Here is a 19,859-nt window from a genome sequence, read left to right as displayed (position 1 = left end):
GATTTTATTATGAAAGCAAATGTTAATCAAGATACTTGTATAGGTTGTGGATTATGTCCATCAATATGTCCAGAAGTATTTGACATGAAGGATGATGGAAAATCACATGTTATAGTTGATGAAATACCAAGTGATGCTGAAGAGTCAGCAGCAGAAGCTAGAGAAAGCTGTCCAGTTGATGCAATAGATGTGCATTAATAAAATAAATGCCTATAAAAATTGAATCTTCAATTTTTATAGGCACTTGTCTTTTATTCAGTCAATATTTCAACTCCTGTTTCTGTAACTAAAACCATACACTCCCATTGAGCAGACAATTTACCATCTTTTGTATAGATAGTCCAATTATTTTTTTCATCAACGAAAATTTCGTGAGTTCCCTCATTGACCATGGGTTCTATTGTAAATATCATTCCAGGAACCAATAACATCTCAGTTCCCTTTTTAGATACATAACTTACAAATGGGTCTTCATGAAAACTTAATCCAACTCCATGACCACCAATTTCTCTAACGACAGAGTAACCATTTTTTTTTGCATAGGAGTTAATAGCATCACCTATATCGCCTAAGAATCCCCAGGGTTTAGCAGCATCAAGGCCTTTTTGAACACATTCTTTGGTAATTTGTACTAGTTTTTTTGCATTTTCACTAACATTACCTATCATAAACATCCTTGAAGCATCTGAATAGTATCCATTAAAAATAGTAGAGACATCTACATTTATAATATCTCCATTTTTTAAGATAATGTCTTTACTGGGAATACCATGACAAACTTCATTATTTATTGATGTGCATACACTTTTAGGAAATCCATTATAATCTAGTGGAGCAGGAATAGCTCCATTTTGTAGTGTAAAGTCATGAACCAACTTATTTATATCTTCTGTAGACATTCCAATTTCAATTTTATCTGAAATATAATCTAAAATCTTTGTATTTATTACAGCACTTTTTTTTATTTCTTCAATTTGTCTTTCATTTTTTATAATATTATGGGTTGGTACAATATGGCCCAACTTAGCAAATGAATCTATTTTATTGTCCATATCCATGTGACATTTTTTATATTTTTTAGTGCTTCCACACCAACAATTGTCATTTCTATTTAACTTCATAACTTTCCATCCTTCTTTTATTATTTATTTAAATTATGGATTACGTAAAGCATTTTAAAACATAACCATTATAAATATTATAACATAAATGTTAAGAAATCCTTTAAGGATAGTAATTTATTAAAATATAAATTATCATCCAATTATTGTTGATGAAAAGGGTGTAGTTAAATATATTATTGGATATTAGTATACTTAATAGTCCAATTCAAGTTTTGCAAGAAAATCATATGTCAAAGGACAATTTTCTTTTAAAGTATTTCTTGAATCTTCATCAAGATAATAACCAGGTACATCTCTCCAAGTCTTGCCTGATCTTACCCAACATGGAGGTAATTGATGTTTTAAATCACTAAATTCCGGTTCATCAGTTAAGTTTGAATTTATTAATTTTATTTTTATATCCTTTTCTTTGAGCGTTTGTAAATATTTAATATTTATTTTTGCAAGTCTGTTTTTCATATTTTCAACTTCATCCTTATCATAATTCAAGTCATTAAGAAGTATAAGCATTTGCTCAATTATATCTATGCTACTGTCTTTTACATCTTCAGATTCTTCATCAAATTCAGATTGAAGATTATCATTTTCATAGATAGTTATATTTGTATTATTTTTCATAGAATAAGAGTTAATATCATCTAAATCTAAAATATTCATTTGCTGTAAAATATGTTTTGTTTCGCCACTCCATACCACTAAAAAAAGTGAATTAAAGTTAATTAGTGGATTTTCTTTTGCTTTTATATCATTGCTTATATCGACATCAAATAACATATTCAATTGAGTCCTCTATGTTAAGACTGTCTGTATTCTTTTTAATATACAAATATGCTTGTTTTAAGTCTATATAAATCTCATCTAAAGATTCGTCATAAAATTCCGATAAATTATCAGTAAAGAGTTCTTTACTTAAAAGTTCATTTTTATCAGTTATACTTTCGATTAAAATATTAATTTCTTTTATCATATCGGAAATACTCATTTTTTTATTTGCTTTTTCATTAGATACATTGCATGGCGCAAGAGCAATGCAATAAAAATCTTTTTCTTTTTTGTAAAAGGTTTTAAGTGATTTTGATAAAAGTGTAAAGTCTACACCTATCTGTAAATTGACTTTAAGTGAGTCCTTTTGTGATAACTCAGTATTGTTTCTTTTAGCTATATTTAAATTATTTTCCATAATCATGACCCCCTTTTTATTAGAGAATCATAATTTTTTTATATGTATCAATTTATTTTTTGAGAATCATAATTTTTTTGAAAATTTCATTTTTTATAATTTGTGAATTTTTTGTTATAGAAATAAAGATATTATTATGTCAAAATTTAGCGTTAGATTCATGTAGAATATGTTCTATGAACATATATTAGAATTAACTCTTTGAAAACTACATATTTAAAATACACACCATTTTTTTCAATTCTATAATATAATATTTATATATTTAATTTGAGGATGTGATTTAAGATGTATTTTACATATATTATAAGATGTAAAGATGATTCTCTATACACTGGATATACCAGTAATATAGTTAGAAGAATGAATGAACATAAGTTAGGAATTAATTCAAAATACACAAGAGCAAAGGGATTTAAAAAACTAGAAGTTTATTTTATAACCAATACAAAAAGTAATGCTATGAAGTTGGAATACTATATAAAAAAATTAACTAGAAACAAAAAATTGTCTATAATTAAAAACCCGAATATACTTATAAGTTTAATTGATAATAAAGGGGATTATATTATTGGGAAAGACATAGAACAATTAGCATAAATCTTTATAGTAATATTATAATAAGTATATATGCTGTAAAAACTTGACAATAAATACTATTGTAATATAATGAAGTTATAAATATAATAAATTAAAATAGCTAGGGGAGCCAAGAGCTGAGAGGAATACCGACCCTTACACCTGATCTGGATAATACCAGCGTAGGAAAGCTTAGTATAAAACTTAAGTATGTATTATTTGTGATATATGCTATTTCTAAGCTATACCTATTGTAGGTATAGCTTTTTTAATTAGACTATATAAATCAAACTTTAGGAGGTAATAATGAGTAATTATAAAATACCAACACTTACAATAGCTGGGTCAGATTCATCTGGAGGAGCTGGAATTCAGGCTGACTTGAAAACTTTTAGTGCAATTGGCACTTATGGTATGAGTGTAATAACAGCTATAACAGCACAAAATACTCAAGGAGTTTTTGCTGTAGAAGATTTAAGTAAAGAAATAATAAAAAAACAGATAGAGGCAGTGTTTGAAGATATACCTCCAAAAGCTGTTAAAATAGGAATGGTTTCAAGTCCTGAGATTATACTTGAAATAGTTGAGAATCTAAAGAAATACAATCCAAAATATTTGGTAGTAGACCCAGTGATGATATCTAAAAGTGGATATTATCTATTAAAGCCAGAGGCAAAAGAAAACTTAATTAAACATTTGATACCACTTGCATACATAATTACACCAAATATCCCAGAAGCAGAAGAAATCACAGGAATAAAAATACATAATGTAGATGATATGAATAAGGTAGGAAAAGAAATACTACAGCTTGGACCTAAGTTTGTCCTTATGAAAGGAGGACATTTAGATGGGGAAGCAGTAGATATTTTAATTGGTAAAAATATATTTAAAGTTTATAAAAGCGAAAGAATTGATAAAAAAAATACACATGGAACAGGGTGTACATTATCTTCTGCAATAACATCTTATTTAGCATTAGATTATGAAATAACAGAAGCAGTAAATTTAAGTAAAATTTATATAACAGAAGCAATAAAAAGAAGTTTTGACATAGGTCATGGAGTAGGACCAGTGCATCATTTTTATAAATTTGAATAGTAAAAAAATTTTTGGAGGTACAATATGTATAATTTAATTAAAGATGTTAAAAAAGCTAATCCATTGGTAATCCATTATACTAATAATGTAACAATAAATGATTGTGCTAATGTAACTTTAGCTATAGGAGCAAGCCCTCTTATGAGTTTTTCATATGAGGAAGTAGAAGAAATGGTAAGTATAGCAAATTCCGTAGTAATAAATATAGGAACTATGAATTCAAATATGTTAGACTTGTACTTATTAGCTGGAAAGGCAGCAAATAAGTATAATAAACCTGTTATCTTAGACCCAGTTGGAGTATTTGCAAGCAAAGCTAGAGCAGAACTTACAAGTAAACTTTTAAATGAAGTCAAATTTAATGTTGTTAAGGGTAATATGGCAGAAATAAAGTTTATAGGTGGCTTTGATGTAAGAGGAAAAGGGGTAGATTCATTTGATGAAGAAGAAGATTCTACTGATATAATAAGAAAAGTTTCTGAAAAGCTTGAATGTGTAGTTGTGGCAACTGGAAAAATAGATATAATAACCAATGGTAAAAGCACATATAAAATAAACAATGGAACCGATAAATTAAAAGGAATTACAGGAACTGGATGTATGACTGCTAGTTTGATTGCAAGTTTTATGGCTGTTACTGAGAATATTTTAGAAGCAGCTACAATAGGTGTTCTTACAATGTCTTTAAGTGGGGAATTAGCTAATCTAAATAATCCACCAATAGGTACATTTAAAGAAAATCTTATGAATGCTATTTATCAAATGGATATAGATACTTTAACTAAAAATGCTAATATTGAATTTTTAAATGAATAAAGGGTTAAGAGGAGACTTAAAATGATAGATAAAGAATGCTTAAAAAAAGATTTAAAGTTATATCTAGTAACTGATTCTGAAATGCTTGAAGGTAGGGACTTTTATAAATGTATTGAAGATGCAATAGTTTCTGGAATAACAACTGTACAACTTAGAGAAAAAAATGCTTCTGGAAGAGAATTTTTTAAAAAAGCTATGAAAATTAGAGAAATAACTAAAAGATATGGTGTTAAGTTTATAATAAATGATAGAGTGGATATAGCCCTTATTTGTGATGCAGATGGAGTACATGTAGGGCAGAGTGATATTGGGGCAAGAGAAGTTAGAAAGCTTATAGGAAACAATAAAATTCTAGGAGTATCAGCAAGAACTTTAGAAGAAGCTATTTGTGCAAAAAATGATGGCGCAGACTATTTAGGTATAGGGTCTATATTCACAACATCTACTAAATTAGATGCAAAATCAGCTTCGTTTGAAACTGTTAAAGAAATTAAGGAAAAAGTAGATATACCATTTGTACTAATTGGAGGTATAAAGTTAGACAATATAGATAAACTTAAATGCTTAGATAGTGATGGGTATGCTATAATATCGGCCATACTAAAAGCTGAAGATATCTCTAAAGAAGTGGAAAAGTGGACATTAAAAATATAAAATTGGCTCTAGTAGTGAAAAAAATGGGAAAATTTGATATAATCTAAGAGTAAAATTTAAGCAGTTATAAATGATAAACTTTTCTACATATACTTTTTAATCAAGATATATGTAGATTTGATTAAAAAGGAGTTATAAATGATTAGGATATTGTTAGTATGTGTTGGAGGTATGTCTTCTACTCTATTGGTAAATAAAATGGAGAAGGATGCAAAAAAAAGAAATATAGACTGTAAAATATGGGCAGTTGGAGAAGGGAATATAAAATCAGAACTTGGTAACTTTGATATTTTACTTCTTGGACCACAACTTAGATTTATGCTTGATGATGTAAAATCTATAGTTGGAGATAGAGCTCCAGTGTCTATAATAGATATGGTAAACTATGGTACTTGTAATGGTCATGCTGTGTTAAATTCAGTTTTAGAAATATTAAAATAAATAATAAAAAGGGGCTGTCTCAAAATAGAGATTGTACTGCACCCCAATTGTTGGAATGATGGCAATATATTTAATTTCATACAAAAAAGAGTGCCTCGTGAACTAAAAAGTTTATTTTGAGACACACTCTTTTTATTATTGTAGATTTAGAGCTTAGCTTACCATTTCCTTTTTCAATCTCCACATAGCAAGTGAAAAACTTGCACAGCATAATATAAAAAATAATAGGATAACAGGTAGTATATCTCCAATAAGAATAGTTTCACCAAATATTAAACTACGTAAAGCATTAATGACATGTGTAAATGGATTGAGCATTACTGCTATTTTTAATCCTCCAGATAAATTTTCTATAGGGAAAAGAGCTGAACTTAAAAAGAAAATAGGAAGTACAATTGCAGTCATAATTGTTTCATAAATTATTTCATTTGGCAACAATAAACTTATGGAATAAGCTAGACTTGATAAAAAAAAGGCTGTCATGAATATCAGCACTATCATAAGTATGATTCCGCCAATACCAGATTCTATTCTTACTGAAAAGAATATGCTTACTATACACAAAATAGCTACTTCTAGGAAGGAAACTAATATAGCTTCTAGTAATTGACCAAGGACAATTGAATACCTACTAATAGGTGCAATTAAGACTCTGTAGAAACTCCCACTGTTCTTCATTATGAAGTTGATGATACCACCACTACTACAAGAAGAAAACACAACCAGTACAATGATACCTGGTAGTATAAAAGCAGTATAATTACCAATATTCATATTATTCATAGTTTGGTTTGCAATAGAGCTATAAAGTACAAGCCAAAGAAAAGGTTGTAATATAGTGACTATAAATGAGATTGGATTTTTAAAACGCCATTTCATACTACGCCATAAGATATTTAACATTTCCATTCCTCCTTTAAGTCTTTTTTAGAACTTGTAAGTGCTAAAAATACATCTTCGAGACTTGGTTCTACGATTTCTATTGCATCAAACTTTATATCGCGTTCTAAAAGCCATTTATTTATTAAAGTAAAAGCAACTCTACTATCATTTACAGTTATAAAAATTGAATTTTCTCGTACGCTCATAAACTTGACTAAGCCAGTATTTTTAATTGCATCTTTATATTTTTTTATATCTTCAATATTATGAAAAGCTATACGTAGTATATTTTGTCTAATGTAACTACGTAAACTGGCTGGTGTTCCTTGTGCTAAATCTTTTCCATTCTTCATAATACAAATATTATCACTCAATTGTTCAGCTTCTTCAAGATAATGGGTAGTTAGAAATATAGTTGTGCCATACTCATCTCTAATTTTTAATAACATATCCCACATAGATTTTCTTGAATCTACATCCATACCAACAGTTGGCTCATCTAGAAATAGAATTTTAGGAGATGATACCATATTCATAGCTATGTCCAATCTACGTTTTACTCCACCAGAATATGATGAAGTGGGGTATTTTAAGTAACTAGATAAGTCAAATTTATCAATTAAAGAGTTTATTCTTTGTTTTGCAATCTGTGGTTCTACTTTATACATCTTGCTTTGAAATACCATATTTTCCATAAGAGATAGATGTTCATCAATAGAGATTTGTTGTGCTACACAAGCAATTTGAGTACGTATCCAAGAAGGATTATCTACTAAATCTTTTCCAAACATTGTTACATTTCCAGATGTAGGCTTGTAAAAAGTAGTCAAAATATTGATAAGAGAAGATTTACCAGCACCATTAGGACCAAGTAAAGAAAAAATTTCTCCAGCATTTACATCAAAACTTAGACCATTTAAAGCTTTCACACCATTTTTATATTTTTTTACTAAATTGTCTATTTCAATAGCTAACATATATTATTCCTCCTCTTTAAGTGGAAATATGATTTCTGTAATATAGTTATCAGGGTTTCCTTTTATCAGCATACCTGGGCCTTTAATAAATACTTCTCTCCAAGGCGTTTGTATTTTTATATTATTTTCATGAATATACTTAAATATCATTTCATACGTTTTTGGTAAATTACTATAAGAGCCTATGTGAGTAAAAAACAAAGCTTTTATTTTAGGAAATTCTTTTATAGTTACACCCATACGATTTGGAGTCTCAGCAGTTGGAACACATAATTCCATTTCTCCAACACCAGTTTTTTGGTCAACGTTATAGTAGCAAAAGAATGGTGCACCATTGGATTTTCCTTTTATAGATTTAAATACATTTGGAAAATACTTTGTCGCTTCAGTCATAGGTCCATTATAACGCATAGTAGCTGCTGTGACTGATTCAATATTTTTGATTTCAATTTTATAACTCATTTGTTTACCTCCTAATGTGTGTTCATATTCTTACTAGATTTTTAAGCATTAATACATATAAGATTTTTAATTAGTTGAAAATATATAACCTTATCTCGTTTGCTTGTTTTCAAGTCTAACATAACATAAAATATATATCCTCTCATTTGATGCTCTATTTTGTAAAGTTATTATTTAAGCTTTACTTTAGATGTTTTAGTAAATTAAAATAAAGTAATTTATAAAAAAAGTATTTACAAATTAAGTGTATTAATCGTATAATACACTTAATAGTAAATAAGGTCTGAAATAAAAGTGTATTTTTTTAAAGTAAATGTACTATCGTATTAATACACTAGAATAGGAGGAATCATGAATTTTGAATTAGATAATACAACTCCCATTTATTTGCAAATAGTAAAGTATATAAAAAGACAAATAGTAACAGGAGAGTTGAAACCAGGGGAGACAATACCATCAAGAAGAGAAATGGCACTTAATCTAAAAGTAAATTTAAATACGGTTCAAAGAGCATATAAGGAGATGGGTGATATGAATATAATAAATACTTTTAAAAATTATCAAAGCAGTATAACAGTTGATGAAAATATATTAAAAAACTTAAAATTAGAGCTGATAAATGAATCATTATCTGTTTTTATAGAAGATATGAAAGCAATAAATGTTACCAAAGAAGAAGTTTTAAAGATAATAGAAGATAAATATTAGTATTTTAACAAATAGAAAACTTAGTTTAGAAAGTTTATTGTACAAGCATATTGGATATGGAGGATAGTAAATATGATAGAAATAAGGAATGTCAGTAAAACATATAAAAGGATGCAAGGGATTAAAATAAGAAAGATAGAGGCTTTAAAGAATGTAAGCTTTAATATAGAAAAGGGGAAAATAACTGCATTACTTGGGATAAATGGTGTCGGTAAATCAACTATGTTAAAAGCAATAGCAGGACTTATAAACATTGATAGTGGAGAGATTCGTATAGATGGAGAAAAAATAAATGAAAAGATATATAATAAGCTAGCTTTTGTTCCAGATGTACAATCTCACTTTAGTAATACAACAATAAAAGAAACATTTGAATTTATGGAAGTTTTTTATCCAAAATGGAATAAAGAAAAATCAAAAGAAATGATGAACATATTTAAATTAGATGAAGATGAAATAATTGATAACTTGTCGAAAGGAAATATTGCAAGAGTAAAATTGATACTTGGATTTTGCCAAGACCCAGAGTACATACTGCTTGATGAACCATTTACAGGAATTGATTTGTTCAAGAGGGAAGAGTTTATAGGAGTAATAGCAAGATATATGGAGGAAAATCAAGCTATTATTATAACTACTCATGAGATAGTGGAGATAGAAAGTTTAGTTGATGAGGTTATAATTCTTGATGAAGGGCAGATTATAACTTCATTTAATGCAGAAGAATTAAGAGAAAGAGAAGGTAAATCCATATTAGATAAGATGAGGGAGGTATATAAGAATGAATAAACTTCTATATCTAATAAATGTAGATTTGAGAAGAAACAATAGGTTTTATATAGCTTATATATCCTTTTTTTCATTAATTACACTTGGTTTAAATTTATTAGAAATTAATAAATTTAAAAGTTCTAAATTTATTATGAATTTAGCGATAGAAGATTTTGGAGGTATATTTTATGGAATAGGGATACTTAGTAATCTTGGATTTATCGAACATATATTGTTCTTTGGGATGTTGGGACTTTTTATATACTATGTTTTTATGTGGAAAAGAGATTTCTTTTCAAAAAATCAAAGTATTTACACACTGATGATGTTACCTCAGAGTAAGTTTAAGATTTGTATAGCTAAGTCAATTGCTTTGATAACAATGATATATGGTTTTTTGACAAGTCAGATAGCAACATTATTTATATGTAAATATATATTTAATTTCATTTTTAGAAATTTGCCAATAATCAATATGAACTTTGCACAAGATTTATATTATCTAAACTTGAAGAGTATACCAATTGATTTTATCTCTTTTATGGCTATTTATGTATTTTTACTACTTATAGCTATTTCTATTGTGAATTGCTGTATATTATTTATATTTTCTTATATAAATAAATTTTATGTAATTTTAATCACTTTGCTGATTATGGCAGGCTTATATTTTTCAACAATATATATAAATATAATCACTTTATTTAGAAAATATTATGAGGTCATAGGATTTCAATTTAATAATTTAGTAGCAGGGTTATTAAGTTTTTTAATTATAATGTTTGTTCTAAATGGAATATCTTATTTGTTAATCAAAAAGAAAGTATCTCTTTAGGAGGGATGGTATGAAATTAAAATCTAAAATATCTATACTTATTATATTTTTGACTTTAGTAATATATTTTAGTATAGGTTTATTAAACAATGAAGACAATTTGAAGATAAAAACTATAAAAGGTGACTCTGATGAATTAGACTATATAAACATAAATTTTGGATATGATTTTAACGGATATATAAATTCATATTACACAATAAATGGAAGTAACAAAACTAAAAAGACTGAATTAGTAAAACTACAAAAAGATAGTAAGAACACAAATAATTTAATTGATGTATCTAGTGGTTCAGATTTAATTGCTCATGTTGGATTTGAAATGAATGATGATTCAAAAGATATAAACTTTGTAATAGATGAGAAAAAAGAAGATTTAGAAAAAGGTGTATTTCCATCAGAAGGAAGTGATAAAGAACTTGAATATGAAAAACTAGATATGAATAATTTTATAAGGACAAAATATAAAGTAGATAAAAACATTGATGATTATTATGCAAAGATACTATCATCAAAAAGATATAAAAAAAACTTGTATGTGTCTGTACTTTATGCTACAAGTGATTCGTCAGAAAATAACAAAGAATATTTAAGTACTATAGATATAATAAAAATTAATCCAGAAAATAAAAAAATACAGACTATAAAAAGTATAAATTTAAGTAATTATTTTTCTGAAAAATACCAAAACATAGAGTCTATAGGTGTAAGTTATGCTAGCAAATATGAGGATAAGATGTATATTTTAATAAATGTATTAAATGCAAATACAGGTGATAATAGCAATTCTAAATTTCATTTACTTGAATATAATCTTGAAGAAAATAAGGAAAGCATAATTGAATTAAAAACTGATAGTAAAATGGCCTTAGCAGAAGTAAAGTTAAAAGGTAATAAATTATATATGGTAATGTCAAATGATTATAATAATAGTTCAATTACAGAGTTAAATTTACTTACCTATAATATATTAGATAAAAGCTTAGATGAAGATAAATATGTTTTAGATAATAGAGAAAAAAGAGACATTAGAAGTATTGTAATTGATTCAAATAAAATTATTGTATATACATCAAGACTAAATTCTATATTATCTTGGGATAATAAATTTATGTTATATATAATAAATAAAAATTCTAAGGAAATTGTATATGAAGGAAAATTACAATTTAACAGTTCAAATAGTACATTAGAATTTGAAATAAAGTAGGTGATTTGATGAAAGATTTAATAAGATTATTCGAATTTGAATTAAAAAGAAATATAAAAAATTATATATTTATAATAATTTGTTGCTGTTCTTTTGTAATTTTAAATATAGTAAAAAATTTAAATGACTATAATTACATAATAGAAAATGCATCTAAAAGTGAACAGTTAACAAAAATAGGAAATACAATAGAAATGGTAAATGTCACAGGTTTCTCAAGTTTTAGAAATATAATGAGTTCTACAGAATCATGGTTTATATTTGGTATAATTGCATGTATTTGCTATGCTTTTTTTATTTGGTATAGAGACTTTGAGGGGAGGAGTAAATCTATATATACACTCATAATGTTACCTAAAAATAGAATCAATGTTTATATATCTAAATTATTAAATATATTATTTCTAGTGTATAGCTACACAGTAGTATTTACAATAACTTTATTTATTACAAGTAAGGTGTTGCCTAGGTATATGCTTGGTAATGTTGTAAACTATGGTTTTGTACAAGAAACAATATATAAGTTAAAAATGTTACTTCCATATAGCTTTGAAATACTATTTGTAGAGTATATATTTTTATTGATAGGATTTGTATCTGTAGTATTTACATCAATTCTTATAAATAAATCTATTTATAAACTAAGTACTTTAGTAAGTTTCCTGTTTTTAGTTTTGGAAATTTTAGTATTTATAATTTCTGTAGAATTTATTATACCTTATGAATACAGCAATGTATTTACTGTTTTATATTCAAGTATAAACATATTTGTATGTAGTCTTATATCTAATAAACTTTTGAAGCAAAAGATTGACTTTTAGGAGGGATATTATGAAAGCAAAAAATATAGGAAAATATACAATATGTTTTATAATAGTATGTTTTTTAATGATTACTATGACCTTAATATTGAGTTATTTTAATAAGGATAAACTATCTGTAAAAACTTTAAAAGGTAATGTAAAAGATATAGGGAGAGTAAGTGTAGTATATACACCTAATATAAGCAAATTTTCTTATGAGGAGGTAATTATAAGTAAAAATGGAGTAAGAAATGATACAAACCCTAAATCAATAATTAGAAATGATTATTTAAATATTGACAAAAAATACAGTGATTTTGTTAATGATAAAGGAGATGTACTTATATATAAAGATGATTTGAATATAGGAGAAGCATATACTTCTACTAAGTCTGATTTAGTACAAGGAATGAATGCTTTAAATGATTGCATAAAGGTTTCAAATAAAAATTTAAAAAGTGGGGTAGAAGAAAATTTTGATATTAATTTGAATAAGTCTGATTTTAAAGAAAATAGTTGGAAAACTTTATTTAATAAAATCTATAAAGGCAATTTATATATGGTAATTAGTGAAACTAATATTTCAGGTTCTAAAGTCAATAATATTTGTATATTAAAAATAGATATAAAAAATAAGTCTTATAAATTATTAAATAGATTTAATTTAGTCTTACAGAATGGATATCAACAAAATATCAATGAAATTAAATTTTCTATTGGAAGCAAATTGTATTTAGAAATGGTAAATAATAAAAGTACAAATGGAGATGTTGAAGGACATGATAATTACTCTAACTTTATTATATATGATATAGAAGAGAACACTTTTAATATAAGCAATAAATTTATGGATAATCTAAATAAAGAAAAGAATGCAAATCCAAAGGAGATTGGCTTATTAAGTAAAACTAAGCTAGATTATATGGTAAAAAATAATAAATTGAATCTTATAGTTACGGATATGAGTAATTCCATAACTAATCTTGTTTATGATATTAATTCTAATGAGATTAAACTAGAAGATTATGAGACACTTGATTTAAAAGTAGATTATAATGAAGCATTATCTGGAGTTAGGAAAGTTAAGTTACTGGATGATAAGATATATTCTATTTCATGTATAAAGGACAATATATCAGGAGAATTAAAAGGGTTTAAAGGAGTTGTTGACATAGTCGGAACTAAGCCAGTAAAATTTCAAGTATTTGATATGAAACTTAAAAAGAATGTTTATGAAGCTGAGCTAATAAATGGAGATATAAGTTTACAAGAGAAGTTATATTTTGTTGCAAATTAAGTGATAGAACTAATTTTATCACTTTGAGCGTTTATATGTGTTTATTATATGAAAATATAAATAAGGGGGTGTCTCAAAATGAACTTTTTAGTACATGAGGCACTCTTTTTGCATGAAATCAAATATATTTTCATTATTTCAACAATGAAAAAAGGCTTATCTCTATTTTGAGACAGCCCCTTATTTTTAATTTTAATAGAAAAATATTTTTTAATATTTTTGTGTTATATATCGTAATTTAATTTATATTAGTACACTTAAATTTGAAATAGAATGAGTATAGTGGTAAAATTAATTATTGGAATATTAGAAATAATAAATAAATAATACATTATACTTAAAAGGGGGAGAAATTTAAGTTGAGCAAAAAATATATTAAAGCAGGGATTTTGATTGATGGAACAGGAAATAGTATTATGAAAAACAAGGGTATAATTATTGATGGAGATATTATAGTTGAAATTGAAGATATAAGAGAAGATTTAAATGGATATGATGTGTATGATTACTTAGATAAAACTGTTATGCCAGGTATTATGAATTGTCATGTTCACTTGACAATGGAGCCAGTTGGAAATCCAAAAGTATATTATGACAATGTATCAGATGTAGAGCTTGTAGTAAATACAATAAAACAACTTGATGCATATTTAGATTCAGGAGTGACATATATTAGAAGTCTAGGTTGTCCCAAATATGTAGATGTACAACTTAAAAATCTTGTAGACAAAGGGTCTATAGATGGTCCTGGTATAGTTGCTTCAGGTCCAGTTATATGTATGACAGGAGGACATGGATATTATTTTGGTATTGAAAGTGATGGAGTAGATGAATGTAGAAAATCAGCCAGAACAGTTTTAAAAAATGGAGTAGATTGTGTAAAGATAATGGCAACTGGAGGTGTAACAACTGATGGAGTTGAGCCAGGTTCACCACAATTAACTTTGGAAGAAATGAAGGCTGCTGTAGATGAAGCTGTAAAAGCGGGTAAAATAACTGCCACGCATGCACAAGGAAGAACTGGTATAAAAAATGCAGTGCTTGCAGGAATTACCTCTATAGAACATGGTGTTTATTTAGATGATGAAATAATTGATTTGATGCTTGAAAGAGGAACTTACTTAGTTCCAACCGTGGCTGCACCGTATTTTATTCTAAATGCAGGAAAAGAAAGTGGAATAACTGAGGCTACTCTTAGAAAGTGTGAGATTGTTGCCATTCCACACAAGGAGTCATTCCTAAAAGCATACAAAAAAGGCATTAAAATTGCAGTTGGTTCTGATGCAGGAACTTCTTATAATGAGCATGGGAAGACATACTATGAAATGAAACTAATGTCAGATTATGGTATGGATAATATGGACGTAATAGTTGCGGCTACAAAAACAGCATCTGAACTTTTAAGAGTTGATAAAAATTATGGAACTTTAGAAAAAGGAAAGAAAGCAGATGTTATAGTTGTAAATGGAAATCCAATAGAAGATATAGATGTACTTGCAGATGTATTAGCAGTATTTAAACTTGGTAAAAAAGTTAGATAAATAAAAAATTAGATAAGTAATATGAAAAAAAGAGTGTCTAAAGGGATTTTTAAATAATTATAGACACTCTTTTTTATTAGTAATAATTAAATTTTTTATACTTTATAAAATGGATGTTATTCTATATTTAGATATAGTTCTTTAAAATTATTCTATGCAATATAATCTATAGAATCTACACATACAAAGTATATTCTTGAGTCATTAGAGTTTCCAAGTACTAGAACATCATTTTTCTTTCCTATAACTTCAACACCAGTTAGAACTAAACTACCAGCTACTACAGTAACTTGATTATTTATATTGGACATATAAAGATTATCAAGGATACCTTTATTACAACAACAATCGTCACAATCACAGTTACAATTGCATTCTTTGTAATGTTTTTTGTCAAGATAGTAACCTAAAGATGCTACGAAATCTTCGTAATCTGCAGGTGTAACATTAAAGGCAACAGCTTTAAGATTACATAATGATGCTAAATCTACATTTGTTAGTGGGTTAACTGTAGAAATTATATAATCAATTATATCATCAAGTATTGAATTTAATATAGCTCCAAGGTCTATAGTAGCAGGAACTGCTGCCTCTATAAGAGTAACTAGTTCAGATACTCCTGGAATAGTACCAATTGAAGTAACTAATCCTCCAAGTGTCAAAGGAACAGGCTTAGGATAATACAATTGACCAGATATATCTATTAAATCACAGTTACAAGCTGAAAATCTTTCAAAAGTACCATTAAGTCCAGATAAATTATCTTTTGGAGGTATTGAATAATCTATACCTACTAAATAAGCACCAACGATAAAGAAATCTGAAATAAAAGCAAATTGATTGAAATTTACAAAAGGTCTTAGAGCATCATATCTTAGAAGTTCTAATGCCTCTCTCATGCTTTTTTTACAACAACATTGTTTCATTTTGGGTTCTTTATATTTATTTGGGTAATTATAGTATCTATCAGCTACTTGATAATTTTCATAGTATCTTTCATTTGTATTTGGATAATCTTCTTCGTATTCCTGAGTAAATCTAAAGTCCTCTCTACATTTATTATTTTCCATTAAATACACTCCTTTTATATTTTGATTTAAATGTATAGATAATTGAGTTTATCTATATAGTAATATTATATTTATTATGTAAAAAAATGTTACAAAAGGTATTATAAAATAATAAAAAATAATAATTTGTCAGATGAGGTTATAAACTCTTATGAATAATCTATTTTAAAATAAAAAACTGTGTATAAAAAAGGTTTATATGTTATATTTATATAAATATATTTGTAAAAGAGAAAGGAGTAATTCGATAAATGATTGAGGTAGATAAATTGTGCAAGTCTTTTACAAGAGTTGTGAAAGATGATAAGGATAAAAATTCAATAAGAAAGTTAAAGAAAATAAAAACTAGAAAAGAAGAATTTTTTGCTGTAAATAATGTTTCATTTAAAGTTGTAGAAGGTGAAATTGTTGGAATATTAGGTCCAAATGGTGCAGGAAAGACAACATTACTTAGAATGTTAGGTGGTATATTGACACCAACATCAGGAAGTATAAATATTTCTGGATATGATTATTCAATAGATAGAAATTCAGCAAAAAAAGAAATAGGGTATCTATCTGGAAATACAAAGCTATATGGAAGGCTTTCTCCTAGAGAACTTCTAACAACTTTTGCAAACCTATATGAAATGTCAAAAGAAGAGATAGAAGAATCAATTGAAAATGTTGTAAAAATAATGGATATGAGTGAATTTATAGACAATAGAATTGACAATTTATCAACTGGTCAGACTCAAAGAACATCTATAGCTCGTTGCTTAATACATTCTCCTAAAGTATACATTTTTGATGAGCCGACGTTAGGGCTGGATGTTTTAAGTAGTGCATCCATAATAGATTTTATGAAGAATGAAAAATTAAGGGGTAAAACTGTTCTTTATTCAACTCATTATATGGAAGAAGCAGAAACTTTATGTGATAAGATTTTTATGATTCACAATGGGAAGATAATTGCATCAGGTACACCACAGAGTTTAAAAGAGGAATCAGGAGTAAATAATTTAAGAGATGTATTCATAAAACTTGCTAGAAGGGAGGAGATTTAAATGAGAAGTAAGATTGTAAAATACATATTTAAAAAGGAAATGTTAGACATATTAAGAGATAAAAAGACGTTGTTTATGATGATTGTTGTACCACTTCTTTTATATCCTTTGCTTATGTTATTAATGATTCAGGTAATGAACATGTCTGCAAATAGTATGAATAGCAAGGACATTAATATAGCTTTTAATAATAAACCCAATAAGGTATTAGTATCTATGATTGAAGACGATAATTTAGAAAAAGATACTAAAGACAAAAATACTTCAAATGATAAAGGTAAAATAAGAGTGTTAGATGTGGATAACTATAAAAAGTCATTAGAAGAAAATAAAATTGATGCTTATATAAAAATAGAAGAAAAAAAATCATCTACAAGTTATCAAATATATATGAATTCTTCTCAAGAAAATTCTTCTAATGCAGTAAAAAGAATTGAAACTGTTTTAGATAAATACAAAAGATTTACTATAGAGAAAACTTTATCTGAAAAAGGATTAGATGTACAAGCTACTTTAGAACCAATAACATATAGCACTGTAGATGTTGCAAAGACGGAAGAAGTGGCAGGATACTTTTTAGGTCAGATATTGCCATTCATATTAATAATAGGAGTTTTACTTGGTTCAATATATCCAGCAATAGATGTTATGGCTGGAGAAAAGGAAAGAGGCACACTAGAAACTTTATTTACACTTCCAATATCAAATTTAGAACTAGTTATGGGAAAATACATGGCAGTTTCTCTTAGCGCAATAGTAACAGCAATTTTAAACATTTTATCTATGGGACTGACTATGGCGTTTATTTTAGTTAGTGGAGGTCTTAGCAGTCAGTTTGGTTTTGGAAATTTTAATTATGGAGATTTAGTCTTGCCAATTATAACTACTTTAATTTGCATATGTCTATTTTCGATGGTAGTTTCAGCAATAAGTATGTGTGTATGTTCACTAGCAAAAAGTTTTAAAGATGCTCAAAACTACATAACACCTCTTATGTTAATTATTATGATACCATCATATGTTTCTATGATACCAAATATAGTATTAGATAGGGTAACAGCTGTAATACCTGTGGTAAATATATCTCTACTTATAAAAAGTGTATTATCTTTTAAAAGTGATTTAAATTTAATAGCTTTAGTTTTAGCGTCAAATGTAGCTTTTGTCATATTGGCAATCATATTACTATCTAAGATGTTCAATTCTGAGGAAATACTTTTTGGTAATAGTAAGAGTTTTTCTTTCTTAGAGAAAAGAAGTAACATAAAAAAAGGGTCTATACCAACTGTGAGTGATGGTGTTATTTTATATGCAGTAGGATTAGTTCTATTGATTTATGTTGGTTCTCTAGTGCAAATTAAATTTGGTATGGCAGGTATTATAATGACACAATTTATGATAATTTCTTTGCCATTAGTATTTGCATACTATATAAAAGCTGATTTTAAAGAAGTATTTAGCTTGAAAGTTCCTAAATTGAAGCACATATTTGGGAGCATTGTTCTTTGGATTGGTGGATATATACTTATTATGATTATAACACAGCTAATTTTATTTTTATTCCCTCAAAGTATGGAGGTCGCTGAAAGTTTAAATAAGGCTCTTTTTATGAAAAATAGTTTTTTATTGAATTTACTCGCAATAGCTTTATTACCAGCTATATGTGAAGAAATGTTCTTTAGGGGATTTATATTTTTTTCATTTAGTAAATCAAAGGATAAAAATAAGTCTGTTAAGCTGGCTATAATATGTAGTGGGATATTATTTGGTATCATGCATATGGATTTTATTAGAATAATTCCAACATCAATACTGGGTATTATATTTGCATACAGTGTATATAAATCTGGTTCAATATTTGTATCAATGTTATTGCATTTTTTGAACAACAGCGTAGCAGTTATAGTAAATCATTATACAAGTGGAAATATAGCCAATTTGTATAAGTTTATTGAAGTTGATTTTTCGAACTTAAATGTACTTAAATTTGTTTTAATTCTCTTAGTAAGTTTTATATTAGTTCTGTTAGGGGTAAGAGTTCTATATAGAAAGTATTTAAGAAATTAAATATAGATTTACTATATATTAAAATTGATAAGCACTAAAGTATATAAATATATCTTATATATAAAATACTTTAGTGCTATTTTATATATTTTATTTATGTGAAATAATAAATGGTTTTTGTTTTAGAAATTTAACTTGGACACTATTTGAGTTATTTATTTATAAAAATTAATAACTAATTTGTCGAAATAATTGTAATAAGAAAAAATGAAAAAATAAAGTATGAATATGTTGCAAATACTGCGTTTTGCTAAAAAGTAGTCATTTCTTGTAAAATGGATAATTTTGAAAAGAA

The 19,859-nt window shown here is 26.8% G+C and carries 22 protein-coding genes and 1 riboswitch; of the genes, 15 read left to right on the top strand and 7 right to left on the bottom strand.

Going from position 1 to position 19,859, the window contains the following annotated elements:
- The first annotated feature begins 9 nt into the window (after nucleotides 1–9).
- On the top strand, nucleotides 10–198 hold the full coding sequence (locus tag KGF39_RS07820) for a ferredoxin (protein WP_107595545.1): 189 nt from the start codon (nucleotides 10–12) through the stop codon (nucleotides 196–198).
- A gap of 53 nt (nucleotides 199–251) precedes the next feature.
- Here the strand turns inward: KGF39_RS07820 and KGF39_RS07815 are convergent, their stop codons facing one another.
- From KGF39_RS07815 to KGF39_RS07805, 3 genes are all read right to left on the bottom strand, one after another.
- Entirely contained in the window at nucleotides 252–1,121 is an 870-nt protein-coding gene (locus KGF39_RS07815; protein ID WP_227821852.1) for a methionyl aminopeptidase, read from the bottom strand.
- Nucleotides 1,122–1,316: 195 nt separating this feature from the next.
- Nucleotides 1,317–1,898, bottom strand: coding sequence for an anthrax toxin lethal factor-related metalloendopeptidase (locus KGF39_RS07810; protein ID WP_413927078.1), 582 nt, complete (start codon nucleotides 1,896–1,898; stop codon nucleotides 1,317–1,319).
- Nucleotides 1,888–2,304, bottom strand: coding sequence for a hypothetical protein (locus KGF39_RS07805; protein WP_227821850.1), 417 nt, complete (start codon nucleotides 2,302–2,304; stop codon nucleotides 1,888–1,890). The genes KGF39_RS07810 and KGF39_RS07805 overlap by 11 nt, the downstream gene beginning before the upstream one ends.
- A gap of 288 nt (nucleotides 2,305–2,592) precedes the next feature.
- Here KGF39_RS07805 and KGF39_RS07800 point away from each other — a divergent pair, with 288 nt between their 5' ends.
- The 5 genes from KGF39_RS07800 to KGF39_RS07780 all read left to right on the top strand — a co-directional run bounded on the left by KGF39_RS07800 (nucleotide 2,593) and on the right by KGF39_RS07780 (nucleotide 5,895).
- Nucleotides 2,593–2,904: a GIY-YIG nuclease family protein gene (locus KGF39_RS07800; RefSeq protein ID WP_054273602.1), complete on the top strand. Its 312-nt coding sequence runs from the start codon at nucleotides 2,593–2,595 to the stop codon at nucleotides 2,902–2,904.
- Between the two features lie 92 nt (nucleotides 2,905–2,996).
- Nucleotides 2,997–3,089: riboswitch (TPP riboswitch) on the top strand.
- Nucleotides 3,090–3,189: 100 nt separating this feature from the next.
- Complete coding sequence (thiD, locus tag KGF39_RS07795; RefSeq protein WP_227821849.1) at nucleotides 3,190–3,984, top strand: bifunctional hydroxymethylpyrimidine kinase/phosphomethylpyrimidine kinase; 795 nt, start codon at nucleotides 3,190–3,192, stop codon at nucleotides 3,982–3,984.
- A gap of 24 nt (nucleotides 3,985–4,008) precedes the next feature.
- Complete coding sequence (gene thiM, locus KGF39_RS07790) at nucleotides 4,009–4,800, top strand: hydroxyethylthiazole kinase (protein ID WP_227821848.1); 792 nt, start codon at nucleotides 4,009–4,011, stop codon at nucleotides 4,798–4,800.
- A 21-nt stretch (nucleotides 4,801–4,821) separates the two neighbouring features.
- The gene (gene thiE, locus KGF39_RS07785) at nucleotides 4,822–5,454 is read left to right on the top strand and encodes a thiamine phosphate synthase (RefSeq protein ID WP_227821847.1); all 633 of its coding nucleotides are present in this window, start codon (nucleotides 4,822–4,824) and stop codon (nucleotides 5,452–5,454) included.
- 138 nt (nucleotides 5,455–5,592) lie between these two features.
- Nucleotides 5,593–5,895: a PTS sugar transporter subunit IIB gene (locus KGF39_RS07780; RefSeq protein ID WP_079740034.1), complete on the top strand. Its 303-nt coding sequence runs from the start codon at nucleotides 5,593–5,595 to the stop codon at nucleotides 5,893–5,895.
- Between the two features lie 153 nt (nucleotides 5,896–6,048).
- Here KGF39_RS07780 and KGF39_RS07775 read toward each other — a convergent pair whose 3' ends face one another.
- From KGF39_RS07775 to KGF39_RS07765, 3 genes are read right to left on the bottom strand one after another with little or no spacing between them, the layout of a single operon-like run.
- On the bottom strand, nucleotides 6,049–6,798 hold the full coding sequence (locus tag KGF39_RS07775; RefSeq protein ID WP_227821846.1) for an ABC transporter permease: 750 nt from the start codon (nucleotides 6,796–6,798) through the stop codon (nucleotides 6,049–6,051).
- On the bottom strand, nucleotides 6,792–7,754 hold the full coding sequence (locus KGF39_RS07770) for an ABC transporter ATP-binding protein (RefSeq protein ID WP_227821845.1): 963 nt from the start codon (nucleotides 7,752–7,754) through the stop codon (nucleotides 6,792–6,794). Before KGF39_RS07770 ends, KGF39_RS07775 begins: the two co-directional genes overlap by 7 nt.
- A 3-nt stretch (nucleotides 7,755–7,757) precedes the next feature.
- Nucleotides 7,758–8,216 carry a GyrI-like domain-containing protein gene (locus tag KGF39_RS07765; protein ID WP_054273608.1) on the bottom strand — a complete coding sequence of 153 codons (459 nt, stop codon included), beginning with the start codon at nucleotides 8,214–8,216 and terminating at the stop codon, nucleotides 7,758–7,760.
- A 351-nt stretch (nucleotides 8,217–8,567) separates the two neighbouring features.
- Between KGF39_RS07765 and KGF39_RS07760 the strand changes: the two genes are divergently transcribed.
- The 7 genes from KGF39_RS07760 to KGF39_RS07730 all read left to right on the top strand — a co-directional run bounded on the left by KGF39_RS07760 (nucleotide 8,568) and on the right by KGF39_RS07730 (nucleotide 15,381).
- Nucleotides 8,568–8,924, top strand: coding sequence for a GntR family transcriptional regulator (locus KGF39_RS07760; protein ID WP_054273609.1), 357 nt, complete (start codon nucleotides 8,568–8,570; stop codon nucleotides 8,922–8,924).
- 72 nt (nucleotides 8,925–8,996) lie between these two features.
- Complete coding sequence (locus KGF39_RS07755; RefSeq protein ID WP_227821844.1) at nucleotides 8,997–9,713, top strand: ABC transporter ATP-binding protein; 717 nt, start codon at nucleotides 8,997–8,999, stop codon at nucleotides 9,711–9,713.
- Complete coding sequence (locus tag KGF39_RS07750; RefSeq protein WP_227821843.1) at nucleotides 9,706–10,530, top strand: ABC transporter permease; 825 nt, start codon at nucleotides 9,706–9,708, stop codon at nucleotides 10,528–10,530. Before KGF39_RS07755 ends, KGF39_RS07750 begins: the two co-directional genes overlap by 8 nt.
- A 10-nt stretch (nucleotides 10,531–10,540) precedes the next feature.
- Complete coding sequence (locus KGF39_RS07745; protein ID WP_227821842.1) at nucleotides 10,541–11,740, top strand: hypothetical protein; 1,200 nt, start codon at nucleotides 10,541–10,543, stop codon at nucleotides 11,738–11,740.
- An 8-nt stretch (nucleotides 11,741–11,748) separates the two neighbouring features.
- Nucleotides 11,749–12,561 (top strand): hypothetical protein, encoded by an 813-nt coding sequence (locus tag KGF39_RS07740; protein ID WP_199856097.1) that lies wholly within the window; start codon nucleotides 11,749–11,751, stop codon nucleotides 12,559–12,561.
- A gap of 10 nt (nucleotides 12,562–12,571) precedes the next feature.
- Nucleotides 12,572–13,840 carry a hypothetical protein gene (locus KGF39_RS07735; protein WP_227821841.1) on the top strand — a complete coding sequence of 423 codons (1,269 nt, stop codon included), beginning with the start codon at nucleotides 12,572–12,574 and terminating at the stop codon, nucleotides 13,838–13,840.
- Nucleotides 13,841–14,199: 359 nt separating this feature from the next.
- On the top strand, nucleotides 14,200–15,381 hold the full coding sequence (locus tag KGF39_RS07730; RefSeq protein ID WP_227821840.1) for a metal-dependent hydrolase family protein: 1,182 nt from the start codon (nucleotides 14,200–14,202) through the stop codon (nucleotides 15,379–15,381).
- Nucleotides 15,382–15,533: 152 nt separating this feature from the next.
- Here the strand turns inward: KGF39_RS07730 and KGF39_RS07725 are convergent, their stop codons facing one another.
- Complete coding sequence (locus KGF39_RS07725) at nucleotides 15,534–16,451, bottom strand: CotA family spore coat protein (RefSeq protein ID WP_227821839.1); 918 nt, start codon at nucleotides 16,449–16,451, stop codon at nucleotides 15,534–15,536.
- A 251-nt stretch (nucleotides 16,452–16,702) separates the two neighbouring features.
- Between KGF39_RS07725 and KGF39_RS07720 the strand changes: the two genes are divergently transcribed.
- On the top strand, nucleotides 16,703–17,497 hold the full coding sequence (locus tag KGF39_RS07720) for an ABC transporter ATP-binding protein (protein WP_227821838.1): 795 nt from the start codon (nucleotides 16,703–16,705) through the stop codon (nucleotides 17,495–17,497).
- On the top strand, nucleotides 17,498–19,564 hold the full coding sequence (locus KGF39_RS07715) for an ABC transporter permease subunit/CPBP intramembrane protease (protein WP_227821837.1): 2,067 nt from the start codon (nucleotides 17,498–17,500) through the stop codon (nucleotides 19,562–19,564).
- The last annotated feature ends 295 nt before the right edge of the window (nucleotides 19,565–19,859 follow it).

Source organism: Clostridioides sp. ZZV14-6345, assembly GCF_020657775.1.
Taxonomy (GTDB): domain Bacteria; phylum Bacillota; class Clostridia; order Peptostreptococcales; family Peptostreptococcaceae; genus Clostridioides; species Clostridioides difficile_D.
This window is presented reverse-complemented; position numbering and strand designations above follow the sequence as displayed.